Origin of the sequence: Candidatus Manganitrophus morganii (genome assembly GCA_021651055.1) — a bacterium.
Taxonomy (GTDB): Bacteria; Nitrospirota; Nitrospiria; order SBBL01; family Manganitrophaceae; genus Manganitrophus; species Manganitrophus morganii.
In genome coordinates, this window is the sequence record JAJHOH010000001.1 from 3651651 (window position 1) to 3671552 (window position 19902).

At 51.5% G+C, this 19902-nt stretch carries 16 protein-coding genes and 1 pseudogene; all 17 read left to right on the forward strand.

The features are described 5' to 3' along the window. Window positions 1-35 precede the first annotated feature (35 nt). On the forward strand, window positions 36-1436 hold the full coding sequence (gene dnaB, locus MCM46_16745; GenBank protein ID MCG3113465.1) for a replicative DNA helicase: 1401 nt from the start codon (window positions 36-38) through the stop codon (window positions 1434-1436). A 236-nt stretch (window positions 1437-1672) separates the two neighbouring features. After that, a complete protein-coding gene (locus tag MCM46_16750) occupies window positions 1673-1879 on the forward strand; it encodes a twin-arginine translocase TatA/TatE family subunit (protein MCG3113466.1) in 207 nt (68 codons plus the stop codon). Window positions 1880-1912: 33 nt separating this feature from the next. Next, window positions 1913-3754 (forward strand): tetratricopeptide repeat protein, encoded by a 1842-nt coding sequence (locus tag MCM46_16755; protein ID MCG3113467.1) that lies wholly within the window; start codon window positions 1913-1915, stop codon window positions 3752-3754. A gap of 447 nt (window positions 3755-4201) precedes the next feature. Continuing rightward, window positions 4202-4336: pseudogene (locus tag MCM46_16760) on the forward strand (prepilin-type N-terminal cleavage/methylation domain-containing protein). Between the two features lie 286 nt (window positions 4337-4622). Further along, on the forward strand, window positions 4623-6773 hold the full coding sequence (locus MCM46_16765) for a DUF2723 domain-containing protein (protein ID MCG3113468.1): 2151 nt from the start codon (window positions 4623-4625) through the stop codon (window positions 6771-6773). 10 nt (window positions 6774-6783) lie between these two features. Continuing rightward, window positions 6784-7734: a glycosyltransferase family 2 protein gene (locus MCM46_16770; protein ID MCG3113469.1), complete on the forward strand. Its 951-nt coding sequence runs from the start codon at window positions 6784-6786 to the stop codon at window positions 7732-7734. A gap of 10 nt (window positions 7735-7744) precedes the next feature. Beyond that, window positions 7745-8935 carry a glycosyltransferase family 4 protein gene (locus MCM46_16775; protein MCG3113470.1) on the forward strand — a complete coding sequence of 397 codons (1191 nt, stop codon included), beginning with the start codon at window positions 7745-7747 and terminating at the stop codon, window positions 8933-8935. Next, the gene (asnB, locus tag MCM46_16780) at window positions 8905-10770 is read left to right on the forward strand and encodes an asparagine synthase (glutamine-hydrolyzing) (protein MCG3113471.1); all 1866 of its coding nucleotides are present in this window, start codon (window positions 8905-8907) and stop codon (window positions 10768-10770) included. Before MCM46_16775 ends, asnB begins: the two co-directional genes overlap by 31 nt. Beyond that, window positions 10767-11909 (forward strand): glycosyltransferase family 4 protein, encoded by a 1143-nt coding sequence (locus MCM46_16785; GenBank protein MCG3113472.1) that lies wholly within the window; start codon window positions 10767-10769, stop codon window positions 11907-11909. Before asnB ends, MCM46_16785 begins: the two co-directional genes overlap by 4 nt. A gap of 71 nt (window positions 11910-11980) precedes the next feature. Beyond that, window positions 11981-12934 (forward strand): NAD-dependent epimerase/dehydratase family protein, encoded by a 954-nt coding sequence (locus MCM46_16790; protein MCG3113473.1) that lies wholly within the window; start codon window positions 11981-11983, stop codon window positions 12932-12934. Window positions 12935-12985: 51 nt separating this feature from the next. Next, complete coding sequence (locus MCM46_16795) at window positions 12986-14116, forward strand: DegT/DnrJ/EryC1/StrS family aminotransferase (GenBank protein MCG3113474.1); 1131 nt, start codon at window positions 12986-12988, stop codon at window positions 14114-14116. After that, window positions 14106-14675, forward strand: a complete 570-nt coding sequence (locus MCM46_16800; GenBank protein MCG3113475.1) for an acyltransferase — start codon at window positions 14106-14108, stop codon at window positions 14673-14675. The genes MCM46_16795 and MCM46_16800 overlap by 11 nt, the downstream gene beginning before the upstream one ends. Next, window positions 14647-15270, forward strand: coding sequence for an imidazole glycerol phosphate synthase subunit HisH (gene hisH, locus MCM46_16805; protein MCG3113476.1), 624 nt, complete (start codon window positions 14647-14649; stop codon window positions 15268-15270). The genes MCM46_16800 and hisH overlap by 29 nt, the downstream gene beginning before the upstream one ends. Window position 15271: 1 nt before the next feature. Continuing rightward, window positions 15272-16051: an AglZ/HisF2 family acetamidino modification protein gene (locus MCM46_16810; protein ID MCG3113477.1), complete on the forward strand. Its 780-nt coding sequence runs from the start codon at window positions 15272-15274 to the stop codon at window positions 16049-16051. Further along, a complete protein-coding gene (locus MCM46_16815; protein MCG3113478.1) occupies window positions 16048-17181 on the forward strand; it encodes an N-acetyl sugar amidotransferase in 1134 nt (377 codons plus the stop codon). Before MCM46_16810 ends, MCM46_16815 begins: the two co-directional genes overlap by 4 nt. 27 nt (window positions 17182-17208) lie before the next feature. After that, window positions 17209-18381: a hypothetical protein gene (locus tag MCM46_16820; GenBank protein MCG3113479.1), complete on the forward strand. Its 1173-nt coding sequence runs from the start codon at window positions 17209-17211 to the stop codon at window positions 18379-18381. 7 nt (window positions 18382-18388) lie between these two features. Next, on the forward strand, window positions 18389-19897 hold the full coding sequence (locus tag MCM46_16825) for an oligosaccharide flippase family protein (GenBank protein MCG3113480.1): 1509 nt from the start codon (window positions 18389-18391) through the stop codon (window positions 19895-19897). Window positions 19898-19902: the final 5 nt, after the last annotated feature.

Consider the following 19902-nt stretch of genomic DNA (forward strand, 5'->3'; position numbering starts at 1 on the left):
CAAACAGATTCTTAAATCTTTCGGGTGATGCCGTGATGCAGACAGACCTTTCTATTCAGAAGCTCCCTCCTCAGAACCTCGAGGCCGAGCAGGCGGTGTTGGCGGCCGTCCTCCTTGATAATCAGGCGGTCAATAAAGTCGTCGAGATCCTACGCGCCGATGAGTTCTACAAGGAGAGTCATCGAAAGATCTTCTCCGCCATGTTGGAGCTCAATGGGAATAATGAGGCGATCGATCTGATCACTTTGACCGAGCATCTCCGGCTGAAGGGGCAGCTCGACGCGGTTGGAGGGGCCTCGTATCTGGCGGAGATCCTCAACAGTGTGGCGACGGCGGCCAATATCCGGATGCATGCGAAGATCGTCCATGAAAAATCGCTCCTCCGGAGCCTGATCAGCATTGCGACCGACATCGTCACCGTCGGGTATGAATCGCAAGGGAAGGTGGAAGATCTTTTGGACCATGCCGAGCGGAACATCTTTGCTATTTCGGATAGGAAGATGCAGGGAACGTTCGTTCCTATGCGGGAGCTGGTAAAAGCCGGTTTCGAGATCATCGAGAAGCTAGCCGACCAGCGGCTCACCGGGCTTCCGACCGGTTTCAAAGACCTCGATAAAATGACCTCCGGCCTTCAGGCGGGCGATTTGGTCATCGTGGCCGGCCGCCCTTCGATGGGGAAGACGGCGTTTGCGTTGGGAATGGCCCAAAATGTGGCGATCAAAAATCGGCAGACCGTCGGCGTCTTCAGTTTGGAGATGTCGAAAGAGCAGCTTGTTTTTAGAATGCTTTGCTCCGAGGCGCGTGTCGACTCGCACAAGATCCGCTCCGGATATCTGGGACGGCCTGGAAACGACAATTGGCAACAGTTGATCCGGGCGGCCGGAAAGTTAAGCGAGTCGCCGATTTTCATCGACGACTCGGCCTCCATGTCCATTCTCGAAATGCGGGCGAAGGCGCGGCGTCTCAAGGCGGAACATAACCTGAGTCTGATCATCGTCGACTACCTCCAGTTGATGCGGGGACGCGAAGATGCCGACAACCGGCAGCAGGAGATCTCCGATATCTCCCGTTCCTTGAAAGCATTGGCAAAGGAACTCCATCTCCCGGTAATCGCCCTCTCCCAGCTCTCCCGCGCCGTGGAGTCGCGGCCTGAGAAGAAAAAAAGGCCGATGCTCGCCGATCTGCGGGAATCGGGCGCGATCGAGCAGGACGCCGATGTGGTCCTCTTCATCTATCGGGAGGAGGTGTACGATCCCTGTAAGTGTCCTCGGGAGGGAGAGTGTATCTGCGGCCGCAGAGGGCTGGCGGAGATCATCATCGGAAAACAGAGAAATGGACCGATCGGAGATGTCCCGATGGCCTTCATCGATCGATACACCCGTTTTGAAGATCTCTCCGACGATCATCCGAAGCGGCAGGGCGGGATGGAGGGCTAGAATCAATTTGACAAGGTTCTTGATTCCTCTTATAATTTGATGAATCTAAAGAGTCTGTTTAAATTTCTATGGTGATGAAGAATCCCGATAGGCTGGGGTTCTTAACACTTCTCAAGTAGATATCCAAAGGGATTGCCCCATCTTCATCAGGCGCTTAGGGCTCTTCAATCTGGATCGGCTGCAATGCCTGCCCCTCATATCGCGTTCTTCCAACTTGTTTAACCAAAGGATGATTTATGTTTGGACTGGGAATGCCAGAACTGGTGGTTCTCCTTGTGATTATCCTCATCATTTTTGGCGCCGGAAAGCTTCCTGAGATCGGATCGGGCCTGGGTAAAGCGATCCGGGGTTTTAAAAAGGGAATGTCGGAGCCGGATGCCATCGATGTCACCCCCAAGGAAAAAGGAGAAGAAGGTCGGAAAGAAGGTATCGAAAAGCATTGAGTGGTGATGGAGGTTCCTATTAAGATATATCCAATGCAATACTTCAGTCGGTGTTTTGAAAGCGCTTCAACGTTTTTCTTCCTTCTGATCTTTTTCTCCCAATTCGTCTCTTGCGCTGCGTTAAAAACAAATGAATCAGCCCTCGATCCCGCGCCCAACAAAGAGGCACGGGAGGAGATTCCCGACCCGGAGGCCTATTATCATGCCGTGGTCGGCCTTCAGTTTGAGAACGACGGGGAGGAGCAGGCCGCGTTAAGGGCCTACCTTGCGGCGCTTCGACATGACCCGAAGTCCGCCTTTCTTTTGACGCGGGCGGCCGCGCTTTTAAGTCAGTTCGGCAACCAGAAGGAGGCGCTCTCTTATGGAGAGCGCGCCTTGCAGCTTCATCCCAAAGACCCCCGGGTATTAAATCTTCTTGGGAATATCTATGTGGCTTCCGGGCAAACGGAGAAAGGGTTAAGCGCTTTTCAACGGCTCGTCGCAGTCGATCCGAAAAGGGTCGATGCCTATTTTAGTCTTGCCAGTATCTACGCCGCCAGGGGGGATCTTGCGCCGGCCGAGGAGATGATCCGAAAAGGGATTGACGCTGAGCCGACCTCCGGTTTGGGTTACTACTATCTCGGCAAGATCTCTTTTGAGAAGAAAGCATTTGAAGAGGCACTGCAGCAGTATCGGAAGGCGCTGTCGCTTCATCCTTATTTCGAGCAGGCCCATCTTGAAGTCGCCCGCATCCAGGAATTGCAGGAAAAACCGGAAGAGGCGGAGAAGGTCTACCGTACGATTCTTCAAGAGGTCAATCCGAGGAGTCGCGAGGCAACGGCTCGGCTGGTGCAGTTGCTGATTCAGGGGAAGGCGTTCGACGAAGCGCTTCGTTTTTTAAATGAGATGGCCCAATCGGACCCCGCCAACTTGGATATCCCCCTTCAGGAAGCGCTGATTTGGGTGGAGAAGAAAGAGTACGCGAAAGCGATTGAAAAAGTCGAAGCGGTCATGAAGGGAAGGCCGGAGGATCTTCGTTTAAGAATTTATGTCGCCTCACTTTATGAAGAGAGCAAAGAGTACGAAAAAGCGATCGCGATCTATCAGGATATTCTCGGCAGAGATCATCAGCTATACGACGTGCGCATCCGCCTGGGCGCCCTCTATTTTTACAAATTGCAGAAAATAGAGGAAGCGCTGGAGCAAGGAGAGTTGGCAAAAAAGATCGACGATCAGCGGCCGGAGGCCTATCTTTTTAATGGGCTTATTTTTTACGAGGAAGACCGGTTCGAAGAGGCCGCCCGGGTTTTTCTTCAGGGGATTGAAAAAAATCCAAAAATGCCCGATCTTCACTTCCATCTCGGCGCGACCTATGACAAGTTGAATCGGTTCGATGATCTGATCCGACAGATGGAAAAAACGATCCAGCTCGACTCGAATCATGCCAACGCCTTAAATTATCTCGGTTACACTTACGCGGAGAAGGGAATTCACTTGAATGAGGCGATCGACTTGATCAATCGCGCCCTGGTCATCCGGCCGGACGACGGCTACTTTGTCGATAGTCTCGGATGGGCCTATTATAAGAAAGGGAAAATTCAAGAGGCGCTTGACGCGCTCAATAGAGCCGTTTCGCTGGTCCCCGAAGACCCGGTGATCCATGAACATCTCGGCGAACTTTACCTAAAACAAAACCGTCTGGACCTTGCCAAAGAAGCATGGGCCCGGTCTCTGGAATTGGACCCGAAGAACGACAAATTGATTTCTCGATTCAGAGAGGCCGGTTTCGGAGAGCCTCTTTTAGAGGAACATCCTCCGAAGAAAACAGACGGGCTGGAAGTCCTTCCTACGGAATCATCCAACCAAAAAGAAGTGTCGAAAGGATCAATTCACTAGATATGGAAATAAGGAGGGGGTACATATCGAACCGATTGGCATCTTGTGATGATTGAGATTCTGGTCATCGCCAATCGGATGTGGATAAAATGATCGGGCACATTCACTGAAAGTAGAAACCGAAGTAGATTTAGACGCGCGGTATCGCCTTCTTAATTAAATTTGATTCTTCTCATCTCTACTTAGTTGATTTCAGAGGGGAATGGATTTCCTTGGATTCGTTTTCTCTCTGCCGATTGACAAAAAGTGTCAGATGCAGGATTGAATGCTGACAATCTTCGGACGGATAGAGAGATCTTATGCGAAATAAGAAAGCACAACGCTTTAATAATTAAAGAGAATTTAATTTTATTCCTTGTAGGAATGTTGGCATATAACCTGCACTACCTCGGCCTGAAGTTCGACAAGGAAATACAAGAAGTCGATTCAAACAGAGGAGGAAAAAAGATGCTTCATCAAGTAAAAAATCAGAAGGGCTTCACACTCATTGAGTTGATGATCGTGGTTGCGATTGTCGGTATTCTCGCCGCCATCGCGATCCCGAACTTTTTAAATTATCAGGCCAAATCGCAGCAGGCCGAAGCGAAGGCGAATTTGGGGTCGATTTTTACAAATATGACCGCCTATTCCGCTGAAAATACAAACGGCTTCACCAATGGTGGAACGTCAGAGATTGGCTTTGCCACTTCAGGGACGCCCAGGTATACCTATACGATTACCGGCCAGCTCGTCGATACTTTCCTCGCGACGGCGACCGGAGCCTTGGGGCGTGTGGTCGGCGATGTTTGGACGATCGATCAGACCAAAACATTGACGGATGTCGTTGCAGGTTCATTCAGCAGCTAATAATGAAATGATAGGAGGGTGGATGGATCAAACGGTTCATCCACCCTCTTTGCGACCGATGGTTCAAAAAAAAATAGACCTTCTCGGTCTTTTTGTTTTTTTAATCCCGTTTTCAGCCTACCTTTTTACCGCCACGCCGACCCTTTATTGGCGGGACGGGGCGGAGTTTCAGACGGTTGGATTCGTTTTAGGCATCGCCCATCCATCCGGCTCTCCCCTTTACGCGATCATTTCCAAATTATTCACATTCATCCCCATGGGGAGTATTGCATTTAAGGTCACCCTGCTCTCCGCTTTTTTCGGAGGGGTGATCTCTTTTCTGATTTATCGAATCATCCAGGCAATTCTTGTTCACATCTCGTCCGAAAAGACGCAACGGTTCAGTCCTCATTCTATCGAATGGATTGCGTTCTCCTCGAGCCTTCTTTTTTCGTTATCGAATGCATTGTGGGAAAATGCGAATATACCCGAGGTTTATACGCTTGCGAACGCGTTTACCGCCTGTTTTATTTTGCTCCTGGTCTGTGCGATCGGCCGGGATGCCGATTCTGAAAAACAGTTCAAAGCATTTTCGATCTTGATGTTTCTCTTCGGATTGAGCCTTGGCGCACATGCGGCGGAGATCTTTTATCTTCCGTTTTTACCGGTCTTACTGTTTTTCCTCTGGCGTCGGCGTACCGGATCGGGCGTTTTAAAATATGGCTCGATTTTATTGTTCTTCTTCATTTTGGGCTCTTCCGTTTTTCTTTATCTGCCGGTCCGGGCGAGTCAAGCCCCCGCCTTTAACTGGGGCGATCCCCAGACCCTTGAGCGATTTCTCATCCATGTAACGGATCGAAAAGATGCGCCGGTTCATTTTGATGTCCCGAGCAGTCAAGATGTATGGATTCCCCAATTGATCAACTACGCTCGGTTTTTCCCCGACAGTTTTTCGTTTTTTGGAACGCTTCTCGGCTTGATCGGATTGGTTTATCTTTTCCGAAGAGAGAAGAAAATCCTTGGGATCATGGCCACTTTTTTCTTTCCCCCCTTCCTCTTTTTTATCCGTTTTTGGTGGGATTCTTCAAATTACCTCTCCGGTTTTATCATTTTTACGATATTATTGGGGGTAGGCTCCGGGTGGGTCTACCTCAAACTGGTTGATCTGGCGGAGCGATCTCAACAGAATTTCCATTTGACGAAAATATTCGGGGTTCTTCTGACCGCCAATATTTTGATGCTCGCGCCGGCGCATTTCATTCAGAACAATAAATCGACCTATTGGGGGCCGGGCAAGGTATTCAAAAGAATTTTACTCGATCTTGAAAGCAATGCCATCGCATTTACCCGTGATGCCTACTTCGCGTTCAGCTATTTGCAAAATGCAGAAGCCATGCGTCCCGATGTCACGCATTTAAGCTCAGTTGAATTTGTATCACCCTCCTTTTTCTTTACGGTGACACAAGCGCGGTTTCCCCTTGTTACCGTTCCATCGACAGGGCGGGAAAAGTTAGGGTCGGCGTTCCTCAGCAGCAACATTACGAGTCATCCCATTTATTGGCAGCCTGATCCTGAGAACGATCATCTCGTTGCGCCGTATCTCTCTCTGGACGGGCTGTTTTTTAGAATCCTGGAATCTCCGCCGCCTCTGACCCAAGAGAGGATCAAGCGTTATCTCGCAAAGATAAAGGATTCTTTTGATCCGAATGAGATCCCTCTCGATTCGGAGGAGAGTCGGTTTTATGGAGATGCCTTCTCGAAAATGGGGGCCTATTTTCTCAAGGAAGGAGGCTATGATATCGCCCTTCAGCATTTTGAGACGGCCAATGCCCTGAGTCCGGATAACGTTATTTTTCTAAACCTCCTCGGGGTGGCTCACGGCCAGCTAAAGCAGGTGGAGCGATCGGAGGAATATTTCAAGCGGGCGCTCTCTCTGGACGCGCAATCCTTGGATGTTCAGAGAAACCTCGGCATCCTTTATCTAGAGGAGAAGCGGTTTCAGGAGGCGGAAGGAGCCCTGTTGAAAGCGGCGATGCTTCAGCCCAAAAATGCGGAGACGAATTACCAATTAGGGCTCCTCTATGAGGAAATGGGAAAGAAGGAAGAGGCCGCTTCTTATTTTGAACGAGCGATCGCAGCGTCTCCTGAATATAGAGATACCCGGAAACGATTGAATCAACTTCAATCATCATAAGGGAAAAGGAATGCTTGAAAATCAACGGATCGGGGTGGTCGTCCCGGCCCATAATGAGGAGAGGCTGATCGGGCAGGTATTAGAGACGATCCCTTCTTATGTGGATCGGGTGTTCATTGTGGACGATTTCAGCACCGATCGAACGGTGGAAATCGTCAAAGGATATGTGCAGAGGGCGCCTTATCGATTCACATTGATCCAGCACGCTCAAAATCAAGGGGTGGGCGCCGCCATCGTGACCGGCTATAAAAGCGCGACGGATGAAAAGATCGACGTGGTTGCGGTGATGGCGGGCGACGCGCAAATGGATCCGGCCGATTTAGTCCGTGTCGTCTCTCCGATTCTTCGCGGCGAATCGGATTACGTGAAGGGAAATCGACTGTTCCGTGGGGAGTCCTGGAAAATGATTCCGCATCATCGATACTTGGGGAATTCGATCCTTTCGCTCTTGACGAAGATCGCGTCGGGCTACTGGCATATTGCAGATTCTCAGTCGGGGTACACCGCCATCTCCTTGACCGCGCTCCGCGCGCTGGATCTGGACAGCATCTACCAGCGATACGGCATGCCGAATGATCTGCTGATTACGCTGAATATTAATAATTTCCGAGTGAAGGATATCTCCGTTCGTCCGATCTATAACATCGGCGAGAAATCGGGAATCCGGCTTTGGAAGGTCATTCCGACCATCAGCTGGTTGCTGGTGAAAGGATTTTTTAAACGGATGGTCGAGAAGTACATCATCCGCGATTTTCATCCGCTGGTCTTCTTTTATTTTCTCGGGATTTGCCTCACCCCTTCCGGGGTATTGTTGGGACTCTACTTATTTTCATTGCGAGTGATGGGGCATGGTGTCACCGCGACCAGCGCCCTCTTTTCCGCCTTTTTAATTATTTCCGGGCTCCAGTCGCTTTTCTTCGCAATGTGGTTTGATATGGAGTATAACAAACATCTGAAGTGAAATTGTGAATGTGAAAGTTTGTCTGCTCACGACATCATTCCCGCGCTCGAAGGAGGATCATTCGGGCATTTTTGTTTCACGTCTCTGTCGTGCTTTGGTTTCATCCGGCATCCGCGTTGACGTCGTCGCACCGGGTCATGAAGCGACCCCTGATTCCGAGATGATCGCTGGATGCCGTGTTTATCGATTCTCTTATTTTTTCCCACAGAAATGGCAGCGGCTGGCCTATGGACCGGGCGGCATTCCGGGTAATTTAAACAGAAGCCCCTGGCGTCTCATCCAACTTCCTTTCTTTCTCTTGGCGTTTTTGTTCAAGGCCGTGAAGGTTGCAAGAGGAGCGGACTTAATCCATGCCCAATGGATTCCCTCCGGGTTTATCGCGTGGGTCGTCAGCGTCTTTCGGGGAATTCCTTTCGTCGTCACCCTGCGCGGGAGCGATGCGCTTTATGCGCGAAGGAGCGGTTTTTTATCCGCGGCTTCTCTCTGGATTTTGAAGCGGGCGGCCGCCGTAACGACGGTGAATAAAGAACTTCGTGCGTGGCTGATCACCTGCGGCCTTCCGCAGGACCGGGTTGTATTCGTCCGAAATGGCGTCGATCTGGAATCCGAGAGACGAGACGGAGAAGCGTCCCCCTTTTACCGGATGCTTTTTGTGGGAAATTTCATCCCTGTGAAAGGGATTCGATACCTCATTGAGGCTTTTTCAAAAGTGATCCGTTCCGAGAGCAACCTTCGCCTGACACTGATCGGGGAGGGGGAGGAGAGACCCGCCCTGGAGCGGCAGATCAAAGAAAACGGGATGGATGCGTTTGTGGAATTTGTCGGGATGCAGCCTCCGGAGGAGATCCAAAACTGGATGAGTCGATCCGATTGCCTGGTTCTTCCCAGTCTCTCGGAAGGAACTCCCAATGTCGTTTTGGAAGCGATGGCGTGTGGGATCCCGGTCGTGGCGTCGGATCTTCCCGGCATACGGGAAGTGGTCCGAGACGGGGCGACCGGATTGTTGACAAAGCCTCATGATCCGGAAGATTTGGCCGAGAAACTTTTGAAGCTGATTCGGGATCGATCCCTTTCCGAAGAAATGGGGAAAAGAGGGCGGGAGGCAATTGGTGAGATGGGCCTGGACTGGGAAGCGGTTGCCGGGCGTTATCGAGAGGTCTACGAGCGGGTATGTGCGGGATCGCGGGAATCTTCAATTTAAACGGAAGACCGGTCGAGCAGGCTGAACTCGCTGCGATGACGGAGCGGCTTCGGCATCGCGGTCCCGACGGCTGGGGGCATTATCTTAGCGGGCCGGTCGGCCTCGGACAGACGCGGTTGGCCGTGATCGACCTGGAAGGGGGAAAGCAGCCGATCTACAATGAGGACAAGACGGTGGTAACCGTCTTCAATGGAGAGATCTATAATTTTCAAGAGATCAAGCGGGACCTCGAAGCGGCCGGACATGTTTTTAGCACCCACAGCGATACGGAGGTCATTGTTCATCAGTACGAGAAAGAGGGAATCAATGGTGTTCAACGATTCCGGGGGATGTTCGCTTTTGCTTTGTGGGATCAACATCGAAAGAAACTCCTCCTTGTAAGGGATCGTGTCGGCAAGAAGCCGCTCTATTACTCCATCGATAAAGACCGATTGATCTTCGGATCGGAGATCAAGGCGCTGTTGGCGGTCGGAGGGGGCGGCCCTTTGAACTATCCCGCCCTAGATCTTTTTTTCAAGTATCAATTCATCCCCGGGCCAGAGACGATCTATCAAAACATCCGCTCGCTTCCCCCCGCGCATTGCCTGAGCATCGATACACAGGGTGTGGAGATCAAACGTTTCTGGGAAGCGCCTTACCCGTCGCACGAAAGAATCTCTGAAGAGGAGCATGTCGCGTCGCTCCGTCAGGCGCTTGAAGAGGCCGTTCACTTAAGGCTCATCAGCGATGTCCCCTTGGGCGCTTTTTTAAGCGGAGGAATCGACTCTTCGATTATTGTCGGGTTGATGAAAAAAAAGGGGATGGAACGGATAAAGACCTTCTCGATCGGATTCAAAGAGGCAAGTTTTGATGAGAGCCCCTTTGCCGAACAGGTCGCCCGATTCTTCCAAACCGAGCATCAGAACCACACGCTGGAGGTTCAGATCGAGGAGCTCTTGCCGAAGCTGGTCGATCATTTCGATCAGCCCTTCGGAGATTCTTCCGCGATGGCCGTCTATCAATTGTCCGAGGCGACAAGACGTTCGGTGACCGTGGCCCTCTCAGGCGATGGGAGTGATGAGATTTTTGCCGGCTATCGAAGATACGTCGCCAGGAAGCTCCTCAAATACTACTGGATTCTTCCGAAAAAACTTCGGCAAAGAGGGATCGAGCCCCTTCTGTCCCTCTTCCCGGAATCGACCGTTTATTATGATCGTAGTCTTATCCGCCAGCTTCATCTTCTGATCGGCGCCTCGCAGCGATTGGAAGCGGATCCCCTGGAACTTCTTCCCACCACATTTTCCCAACAGGAGCGCGATTGCCTTTATCGCCAACGGATGAAAACCGAGCTCAAAACATCGGAAAAAGATCAACCCCATCAGCTCGCGGATCGTTATTCAACTTTGGATGAGATTTCCCAGATGATGTGGGTCGATTTTCATACCTACTTGCCGGATGACATTCTCGTCAAGGTGGATCGGATGAGCATGGCGCACGGGTTGGAAGTCCGATCTCCGTTTTTGGATCAGAAGGTAGTTGAATCGGTGATGAAAATGCCGATCGGCTTAAAGTTAAAAGGCTTCGAGACAAAGTCGATTTTAAGAAAAGCGTTTCGGGATTTGCTCCCTGCGCAGATTACGCAGCGGAAAAAACACGGCTTTATGATTCCATTGGGGGATTGGTTCAAGGCGGGGCTGAAAGGTTTTATTCGCGATGTCCTGCTCAAACAGGACAGAGAAGGTCTATTCGATCTTTCCTATATCGAGCGGCTCTGCGCCGAGCATCGGAAAGGGTTTCGAGATCATAGCCAGAAACTCTGGCTGTTGCTGGTTTTCCGCTTGTGGGAGGAGCGGTGAGTCTCCAGGGGAAAAAGATCTTATCGATCTACTACAAACACAAGCCGGGCGGATTGTGCAAAAGACTCTATATGATGTTCAACGCCCTGACGGAGGGGGGTGGAGAGGTTCACTACATCGCGGTGGAGCCTTATCCGATCTCGCATGCCAAGGTCATCCCCCATCTTCTCTGGACCCCTTTCCATCGGACGGAGGGGGTCTTATTCTGGATTTACTTTATTGCGACGGCTCCTTTTTACGCCCTTTGGATCGGTTATCGGTTCAAAGTGGACATTGTCTCCGTCTTCGGCGCCGTGTACGGTTTTCTCGCTTTGCTTCTGAAGGGATTGTTCGGAAAACCGATCCTAACCTTTGTTCGATCCGATCCGTATGAAGTGAATCGCTTGTTGCGGCGTCCCCCCTTCCTGCTGCTTCTGGAGGATCTGCTTGCGCGTATCGGTTTGAAATACTCGGACAGAATTATCACCGTCAATGATCGTTTGAGAGAGATCATTTCGTCGCGATATCGGATCAGTCCGGAAAAAATAAGCGTGTTGACGAACCATATTCAGTCTCGCCCGGAGCGTTTTTTGCCGATCGATCTCTGTCGCAAGGAGCTGGGGCTCAACAGTGAAGATTTTGTCGTCATCACCGCCTCTGTCCTGGATCAGAGAAAAAATGTGGAGATCCTCATCCGGTCCGGCGCCTTCTTAACGGCGCCCGCCGTTTTCCTCATCGTCGGGGATGGCCCGGAGAAGCGGCGTCTGCAGCAGCTGGCCGAAGAGGCGAACGGAAAGGCGAGGTTCGTTTTTTCCGGTTGGCAAGGGGATCTCTCCCCTTTTTTTGGCGCGGCCGATCTGTTTGTGACGACATCACAACACGAAGGGTGTTCAAACTCCCTCCTCGAGGCGCTTGCTTGGGATCTTCCCTGCCTGGCAAGCGATCTTCCCGAAATCAGAGAAGTCCTCCCATCCGAGCGCCTTCTCTTTCGGCCGAATGACGCAGCAGCGCTGGCCGAAAAAATATCGAGGGCGGTCCTGGATCAATCGAGTTTGGAACAGATGAGGAAAGCCTGTGCGGAGGCGAGAGAAAAGCTTCGTTTTGATTGGGATAAAGCGGTCATCCATCTTCATGAAGCGGCCTTCCATCGAGCGGCTTGAGGGTGGCGAGGAATTCCCGACGCATCGTTGTAGCGGTGCGTCGGAGAAATGAGGAGACGGGAGAATGCGCGATGATTACGAATAAAAAAATCTTCATCACAGGGGGCGCCGGTTTTATTGCGAACACCCTCATTTCCAGGCTGGTCGCCGAGAACGAGATTCGGGTGTATGATAACTTCCATCGAGATACGTTGTCGACCAGTCTCCATGCAGGCCATAAAAACATCACCGTCTCGAAAGGGGATGTCTTAGACTACGATCGCGTCTTGGAGTGTATGAAGGGGGCCGACATCGTGGTTCATGCGGCCGCCATCGCCGGAATCGATACGGTGATCAAGAGCCCCACCAAGACAATGAAAGTGAATATGCTCGGCACCGCCAATGTTCTTGAGGCGGCCCATCAGAATCGCGTCAGGGACCGGGTCGTCGATTTCTCCACATCCGAGGTTTTCGGCAGCATGGCATTCAAAGCGACGGAAGATCGGGAGACCGTGGCGGGGAGCGCCGGAGAGGCGAGGTGGACCTATGCGGTGAGCAAGCTGGCCGGTGAGCATCTCGCCGTCGCCTATTTTAGGGAGTTCGGTTTGCCGATCGTCTCCGTCAGGCCGTTTAACGTCTATGGCCCCGGGCAGACGGGGGAGAGCGCCATGCAGGTCTTCATTAAAAAAGCATTGAAGAATGAAGATCTGCACATCCACGGGGATGGGAGTCAGATTCGGGCCTGGTGTTATGTCGATGATTTCGTCGACTGCCTCATCGAATGTCTCGAAAATCCGAAAGCGGTCGGTGAGTCGTTCAACATTGGAAATGCAAGGGCCGTGGTGACGACCTATGGATTGGCGCAAACGATCTGTCGTGTTTTGGGATCGAACTCTAAAATTCTGTTTAAGCCGGCGCTTTCCGCCGAGGTCGAGCTGAGGGTCCCTTCCGTCGAGAAGTCCTATCAACTGTTAGGCTTCAGAGCCAAGATCAACATGGACGAGGGAATCATCAAAACGGCGGAGTGGATCAAAGGACATTTATGAGTGTTCATGGGGAAGTTGGCGATCGACGTGATCAACCTCAGCGGGTGATGAATGGATAGAGATCCGATTCGGTTGGTAAAACCGGATATTCCGGAAGAGGCCCTCCGGCGGGTGGCCGACGTCATCCGATCAGGCCGGCTGGTCCAGGGCGAGTATGTTCAGAAGTTCGAACTTGCCTTGCAAGATTATTTGGGAACCCGGAATGCCGTCGTTGTTTCGTCGGGGACCGCCGCCTTGCACCTCTCACTGATGGCGCTGGGTCTTCAGAGCGGCGATGAGGTGATCGTCCCCGCCTTTACTTTCCCTGCGACGGCCAATGTGGTCGAAGTGATGGGAGGAAAGCCGGTCTTGGTCGACATCACCCTGGATGATTTCTGTATCGATACAGCGCAGATCGAAAAAGCGATCACGAAGAGAACAAAGGTGATTATGCCGGTGCACGAGTTCGGACAACCGGCGGAGATGGACCGGATCATGGCGATCGCCAGGAAGTATCGACTGGAGGTGATCGAAGACGCGGCCTGTGCGCTGGGGGCGGAATTCAGCCATAAAAAGGTCGGGACGTTCGGGAGACTCGGCTGCTTCAGCTTGCATCCTCGAAAGATGATCACCACCGGTGAAGGGGGAGTCGTGATCACCGATGACGATGTTTTGGCCGAGAAGGTGAGATCGCTGAGGAATCATGGACTCTCTCCCAGCGGAAATGGATTTGATCTCATTTATGCCGGATTGAATTATCGAATGACCGACATTCAAGCGGCATTGGGGTTATCCCAATTGGGATCGATCGATGCGTTCGCTCAAGCCAGAGAGCAGGTGGCGCAGATGTATCAAGAACGGCTGACCGAGATCGGCTGGATAAAAATACCCTCCAGCTTTGAGAAGCGGAGATCCATTTACCAGACCTATCATTTGTTGCTCGATGAAAACATCCAGCGCGATTTCTTGATCACCTCCTTAAAACAGGAAGGGATTGAGACAAACTACGGCGCTTACGCATTGAATTGTCTCGGCTACTATCAGCAAAAATATGGTTATACTGGAAAAGAGCATCGAAACGCCGTGAGGGCGTACAAGCAGGGACTGGCGTTGCCGATTGGAGCGCATGTCAGTAAAGACGGCATCGATTACATTGCCGGTACGCTGAAAAAAAAGGGAAGGCCCGCGGCAGATGGATTTTGAAAATCAGAAAAGACATGCCTCCCACGGGAGCGGTCAATTTAAAATCGAGTCGTTCAAGGAGATCGGGGAGAACGTCATTTTCGAGGAGGGGGTTCTTGTTTTTCATCCCGAGCAGATCCGCATCGGCAATAATGTCTATATCGGCCATCGGACGATCTTGAAGGGATATTATCAAAATGAGATCGTCATCGGAGACCATACCTGGATCGGCCAGAATTGCTTTTTTCACGGGGCGGGAGGAATTCGGATCGGGAAGGGGGTCGGGATTGGTCCGACGGTCCAGATCCTGACCTCGATGCACCGGTCGGAGGATCTTACAAAACCGGTCCTTGCTCACCCCCTTGAGTTCAAGCCGGTTGTCATCGAGGACGGCTCGGACATTGGAATCGGCTCCATTATTCTTCCCGGCATTCGGGTGGGGGAAGGGGCGATCGTGGGGGCAGGCTCGGTGGTGACGAAAGAGGTTCTTCCGTTTTGTATTGTCGCGGGGAATCCGGCAACGTTTCTGAGAAAGAGAGGAGCGTCGGATCGTGGCGCATCAGAAGATCGTCATCGTTGATTATGGGATGGGGAACTTGGGCTCCATCCAGAACATGCTCAAGCATCTCGGCGTCGAATCGGTGATCTCTTCTCAGATATCCGAGATTCAAGCGGCCGACAAATTGATCTTGTCGGGGGTCGGCGCTTTTGATACGGCGGTGAAGAATATTCACGAACGAAATCTGCTCCCGGCGCTCAATCACCGGGTCCTCAAAGAAAAGAAACCCGTTTTGGGGATCTGTTTGGGGATGCAGTTGCTGACGCAGCGGAGCGAGGAAGGAAAGCTCGCCGGTTTAGGATGGATCGAGGGGGAGACGATTCGATTCAAGTTGGATGGATCTCAAAAGCTCAAAGTCCCCCACATGGGGTGGAATCCGGTTGCGGTTCAGAAGGAGAGCCGGCTTTTTCAGGAGATGCCGGTGGAGCCCCGTTTCTATTTCGTTCACTCGTATCATGTGGTCTGCAGAAAAGAAGATACGCTCTGCGTGACGCATCACGGCTACGACTTTGTCTCTGCGGTTGAGAAAGAAAATATTTACGGGACGCAATTTCATCCGGAGAAGAGCCATAAATTCGGACTCCGGCTGTTGAAAAATTTTGCGGAGCGGGTCTGACATGTTACAGACCCGGGTCATCCCCTGCTTGTTGGTTCAAAATGAGCGGCTGGTGAAAACGGTTCGGTTCAAAAATCCTTCCTATGTGGGAGATCCGGTCAATGCAATCAAGATTTACAATGAGAAAGAGGTCGACGAATTAATTTTGGTCGACATTTCGGCCACCGTTGAACAGCGTCCCCCTTCCTTCAAGTTGATCGAGCAGGTGACCAGCGAATGCTTTATGCCCCTTTGTTATGGAGGGGGGGTCCGGACGCTGGAGGAGATCCAGCAAATTCTAACACTGGGGGTTGAGAAGGTGGCGATCAACAGCCATGCGGTTGAAGACCCATCGTTTGTCAGAGAAGCCTCCGACCGGTTCGGAAGCCAAAGTATCGTTTTGTCGATGGATGTGAAGAAGACCCTCTGGGGAAAATATCTGGTCCACACGCACGGCGGGCGCAAAACAACCAAACTGGAGCCGGTCGAATTTGCCCAAGAAATGGAAGCGATGGGAGCCGGCGAGATCTTGCTTAATTCCATTGACCGGGATGGAACGTGGGAAGGATACGATCTCGCTTTGATTAAAGCGGTGGCCGATGCGGTGAGCATCCCCGTGATTGCTTGCGGCGGCGCCGGTCGCATCGATGATTTTTCAGAGGCGGTCAAAAAGGGAGGGGCCTCCGCCGTTGCGGCAGGGAGTATGGTGCTTTATCAAGGCAAAGATTTGGGGGTACTCATCAACTTTCCAGCTCAGGAGGAGCTGAAAAAGGCGCTCCATACCGGAAGGGACGCAAGATGATCTGCTCCCACTGCATTTACGATGATCACATCCCTTATATTACGTTCGATCCGGCCGGCGTCTGCAATTACTGCCGGCAGCATGATCAGCTGGAAAAGGAGTACCCGACGGGTGAGGAGGGATCGCGTCGTCTTCAACAACTTGCCGAGAAAATAAAACGGGCGGGACGGAATAAAAGATATGACGTGGTCGTCGGGGTGAGCGGCGGAACCGATTCGTCTTATCTGCTGTATCTTGCGAAAAAGCTCGGCCTGAGACCGCTCGCCGCCCATTTTGACAACACCTGGAATTCGAAGATCGCCGTGGAGAACATCCATGGTGTCTTAAAAGCGCTCCAGGTCGATCTCTTCACGCATGTCGTCGATAACCGAGAATTCTGCGATCTGTTTAAATCATTTTTGAAGGCCTCGGTTCCCGATATCGACACCCCTTCCGACATCGGATTGGCGACGACGCATTATCTGGCCGCCGAAAAATATGGAATCAAATATATCTTCGAGGGGCACTCCTTCAGAACGGAGGGAATCTCTCCCCATGGATGGTTCTATATGGATGCGAAATATATCGAAACCGTCCAATCGCAGTTTGGCTCATATAAAATAGAGACCTTCCCGAATTTGTGGATGATGCGCTGGCTGAGATGGACGGCGGTCGATCGGGTCAAAAAAATCCGCCCTCTTTATTATATCGATTATCAAAAAGAGGAGACGAAGCAATTTCTCAATAAAGAGTATGGGTGGAAATGGTACGGCGGCCATCATATGGAAAACAGGACCGCTTATTTCACCAATAACTATTATCTGCCGAGAAAATTCGGGATCGATCTGCGATATTCCGAATTCTCGGCGTTGGTCAGAAGCGGTCAGATGAACCGGTCGGAAGCCCTTGAAAAAATCAGAGAGCCGAAACCTTTCGATACCACGATTTTAGACGAGATTAAAAAAAGACTCGATATAAAGGATGAGGAATTCGAGCGGATAATGGACTTCCCACGAAAAACCTACAGGGATTATAAAACCTACAAGGAGACATTCGAACGAATGCGATGGTTTTTCTGGGTCATGTATCGGTCGAATCTGGTCCCGAAAAGTTTTTATATGAAGTATACGCAAAAGTATGATCGTCCTTAGCCGTTCAGATGAGCATGGGGTTCTTACGTGAGGGTTGCTTGCATCGGCAACAGCAATAATATTTTCTTCTCCCTTGCCCGTCATCTGCGGGATCGAGGAGTCGATGCCGATGTTTTATTGCTCAATGATGAGAGCGCCCACTTTCACCCTTCCGCCGATACGTACGATTTGGATTTTCAGCGTTACACGGCCTCTCTTTCGTGGGGGAAGCCGCTCGGATTCACAACCGTGCCGGCCAGGCAGATCGCCGAAGATGTAAAGAAGTACGATTTTATTATCGGCTGCGGCTCGACCCCCGCCTTTCTTCATAAAATCGGCCGTCCCCTCGATCTGTTCATCCCTTATGGGACTGATGTCATCGTCTATCCTTTCTTTAGCCTGAAGCGCCCGGCCTATTCTTTGATGTGCGCCCCTTTTATACGAAACCAGCAGCGTGGAATCCGGAGCGCGTCCTACCTCAACTTCGACTTGACCAATGAGGAGATGGAGAAGGTGATATTGAGATTGAAGTATCCCGGAAAAAGGCTAGAGTGCGGAATCCCGATGGTCTACACGCCGATGTACCATCCGGAGCGGATCGCTCAGTTTTATGACCGGAGCCGTTGGTATCGCGAATTCGAGAAGATCCGGCGGGAGCACGACATCGTCATTTTTCATCAGACGAGACATGTCTGGAAAAACAGCCCGGACCCGTTCAGCTGGAAGGGAAACGACAAGCTTTTTATCGGCTTCTCTGATTTTGTAAAACAGGCCGGCATCAAGGCCTGTATTGTGACCTGTGAATACGGCGCGGATGTAGATGCGAGCAAAAAACTGGTTTGCGATCTTGGAATCGAAAAGCAGGTTTTCTGGTTTCCTCAGATGATGAGGAAAGAGATCATGATCGGGCTGAGTCTCGCGGATATCGGAACCGGCGAGTTTCACATGAGCTGGCTTTCGTGCGGAACGATTTATGAGACATTGGCGATGGCGAAACCGTTGATGCATTATCGTGAAGACAAGCTTTATGAGAAGCGTTATCCCGAACTCTACCCCATGATCCGTGTTAAAACGGCGGAAGATATTACGCGGGCGTTGCACGACTATGCCGCGCGGCCGGCCTATTACCAAAAAATGGGGGAAGCGGGGCGGAGCTGGCTTCAGCGGCATGCGATTGATGAGCCCCTTAACGCGTATCTGAAGATCATGAAGGGTGGATAATCATTTAATGGACTCGACCCTTTCAAAGCCTCCCGCGACGACAGGTTATCAGGAGATCCGCGGCGCTTCCAGCGGCCAGCGCCTTCTCTTCTTATTTAAAGATTCGATGTTGTATGGCGGCGCATGGGCCTTCAGCCGGGTGCTCGCTCTCTTTACGATTCCGATCCTCACCCGTCTTTTCTCCACCGAGGCGTATGGGGCCCTCGATGCGATTGCAACGCTGGGGGCATTATTTATCGCTTTCATCACCATGGGACAAGATTCCGCCATCGCGAGATTTTATTACGAGACGGAAGATCCCACCGAAAGAAGGGAGATCATTTCACAATCGCTTCTGATTCAGGGAATCTTCTGCGCGGCGGTCGGCATCATCTTATGGCTCACCGCCGATTGGGTGGTGCAGAAGATGATAGTGGTTCCGGATCATGCCGATACATTTCGTGTTCTCGTGATGAGTTATCCCTTCGTGATTTTATTCCAATTCTGCCAGCATTTATCGAAGTGGACGTTCGGCCGGCGTCAGTTCATCCTCCTTTCGGTCGGATCGGGGCTGGTCGTCGCGATTTTGACATTGATTTTGGTGTTGGGGTTCGGTCTGGGGATCGTGGGGGTTTTTTATGCCCAGCTTCTGGGGATGGGGTTGTTTGCCGTGATCGGCCTCTTCTTGTATAAGGACTATTGGGTCTGGCCGAACCGATTCCGTTACGGCCGGAAGCTGCTGAGCTTCGGATGGCCCTATATGTTGGTGGCGATCATGGGGATGATGATCCCGGCGCTGGACCGGATTTTTATCACACACTTCTTGGATATGGAAGCGATGGGTTATTATGCGGCCGGTTTTAAAATGGCGGTCCTCATCGTTTTACCCATTACCGCTTTCCAAACGGCATGGGGGCCGTTCATGTTGGCGCTCTATAAAGAAGAAAATGCGCTTGAAACGTACAACCAAGTGCTTGTTTACTACACGGCGGCAATCTCGTTTTTAGGGTTCTGTTTGGTCGCGATGGCGGAACCGTTGACGATGGTTCTCACCTCTTCCCGTTATTTGGCGGGGAGTGTCGTGATATTGCCGATTACGTTTTCTCTTATCGTGGAGTCGATTGCATGGATCATGGGAATCGGAATCGATCTCTCGAAGAAAACGTATGGGAGCACGTTGAGCTACGGCGCCGGAATGATCGTCTCGGGGATTTTTATCGCATTTTTGATCGTACCTTTTGGGATCTGGGGGGTGGCTTACGGGGTCTTGCTTGGGCGAATCGCACAAGCGCTCAGTTACATCCTTTTCGCTTATCGGGTCTACCCTCTTCGATTCGCTTGGAAAAAGCCGCTCGCCTTGTTTCTGATGACCCTTGCTTCCGCCGTATTGCTTCAACGGATCTCTCTGCCGACGCCGGTCTATCATGCTCTTTTCCGGTTTTTTCTTTTCCTGGTGTTAGGAGGGGTATTCTGGCGCTATGCGCTCTCCGCCGAGGGGCGGCATTGGCTTTCCGTCAAACTGAAGTCGTTCGCTTAAGGGAG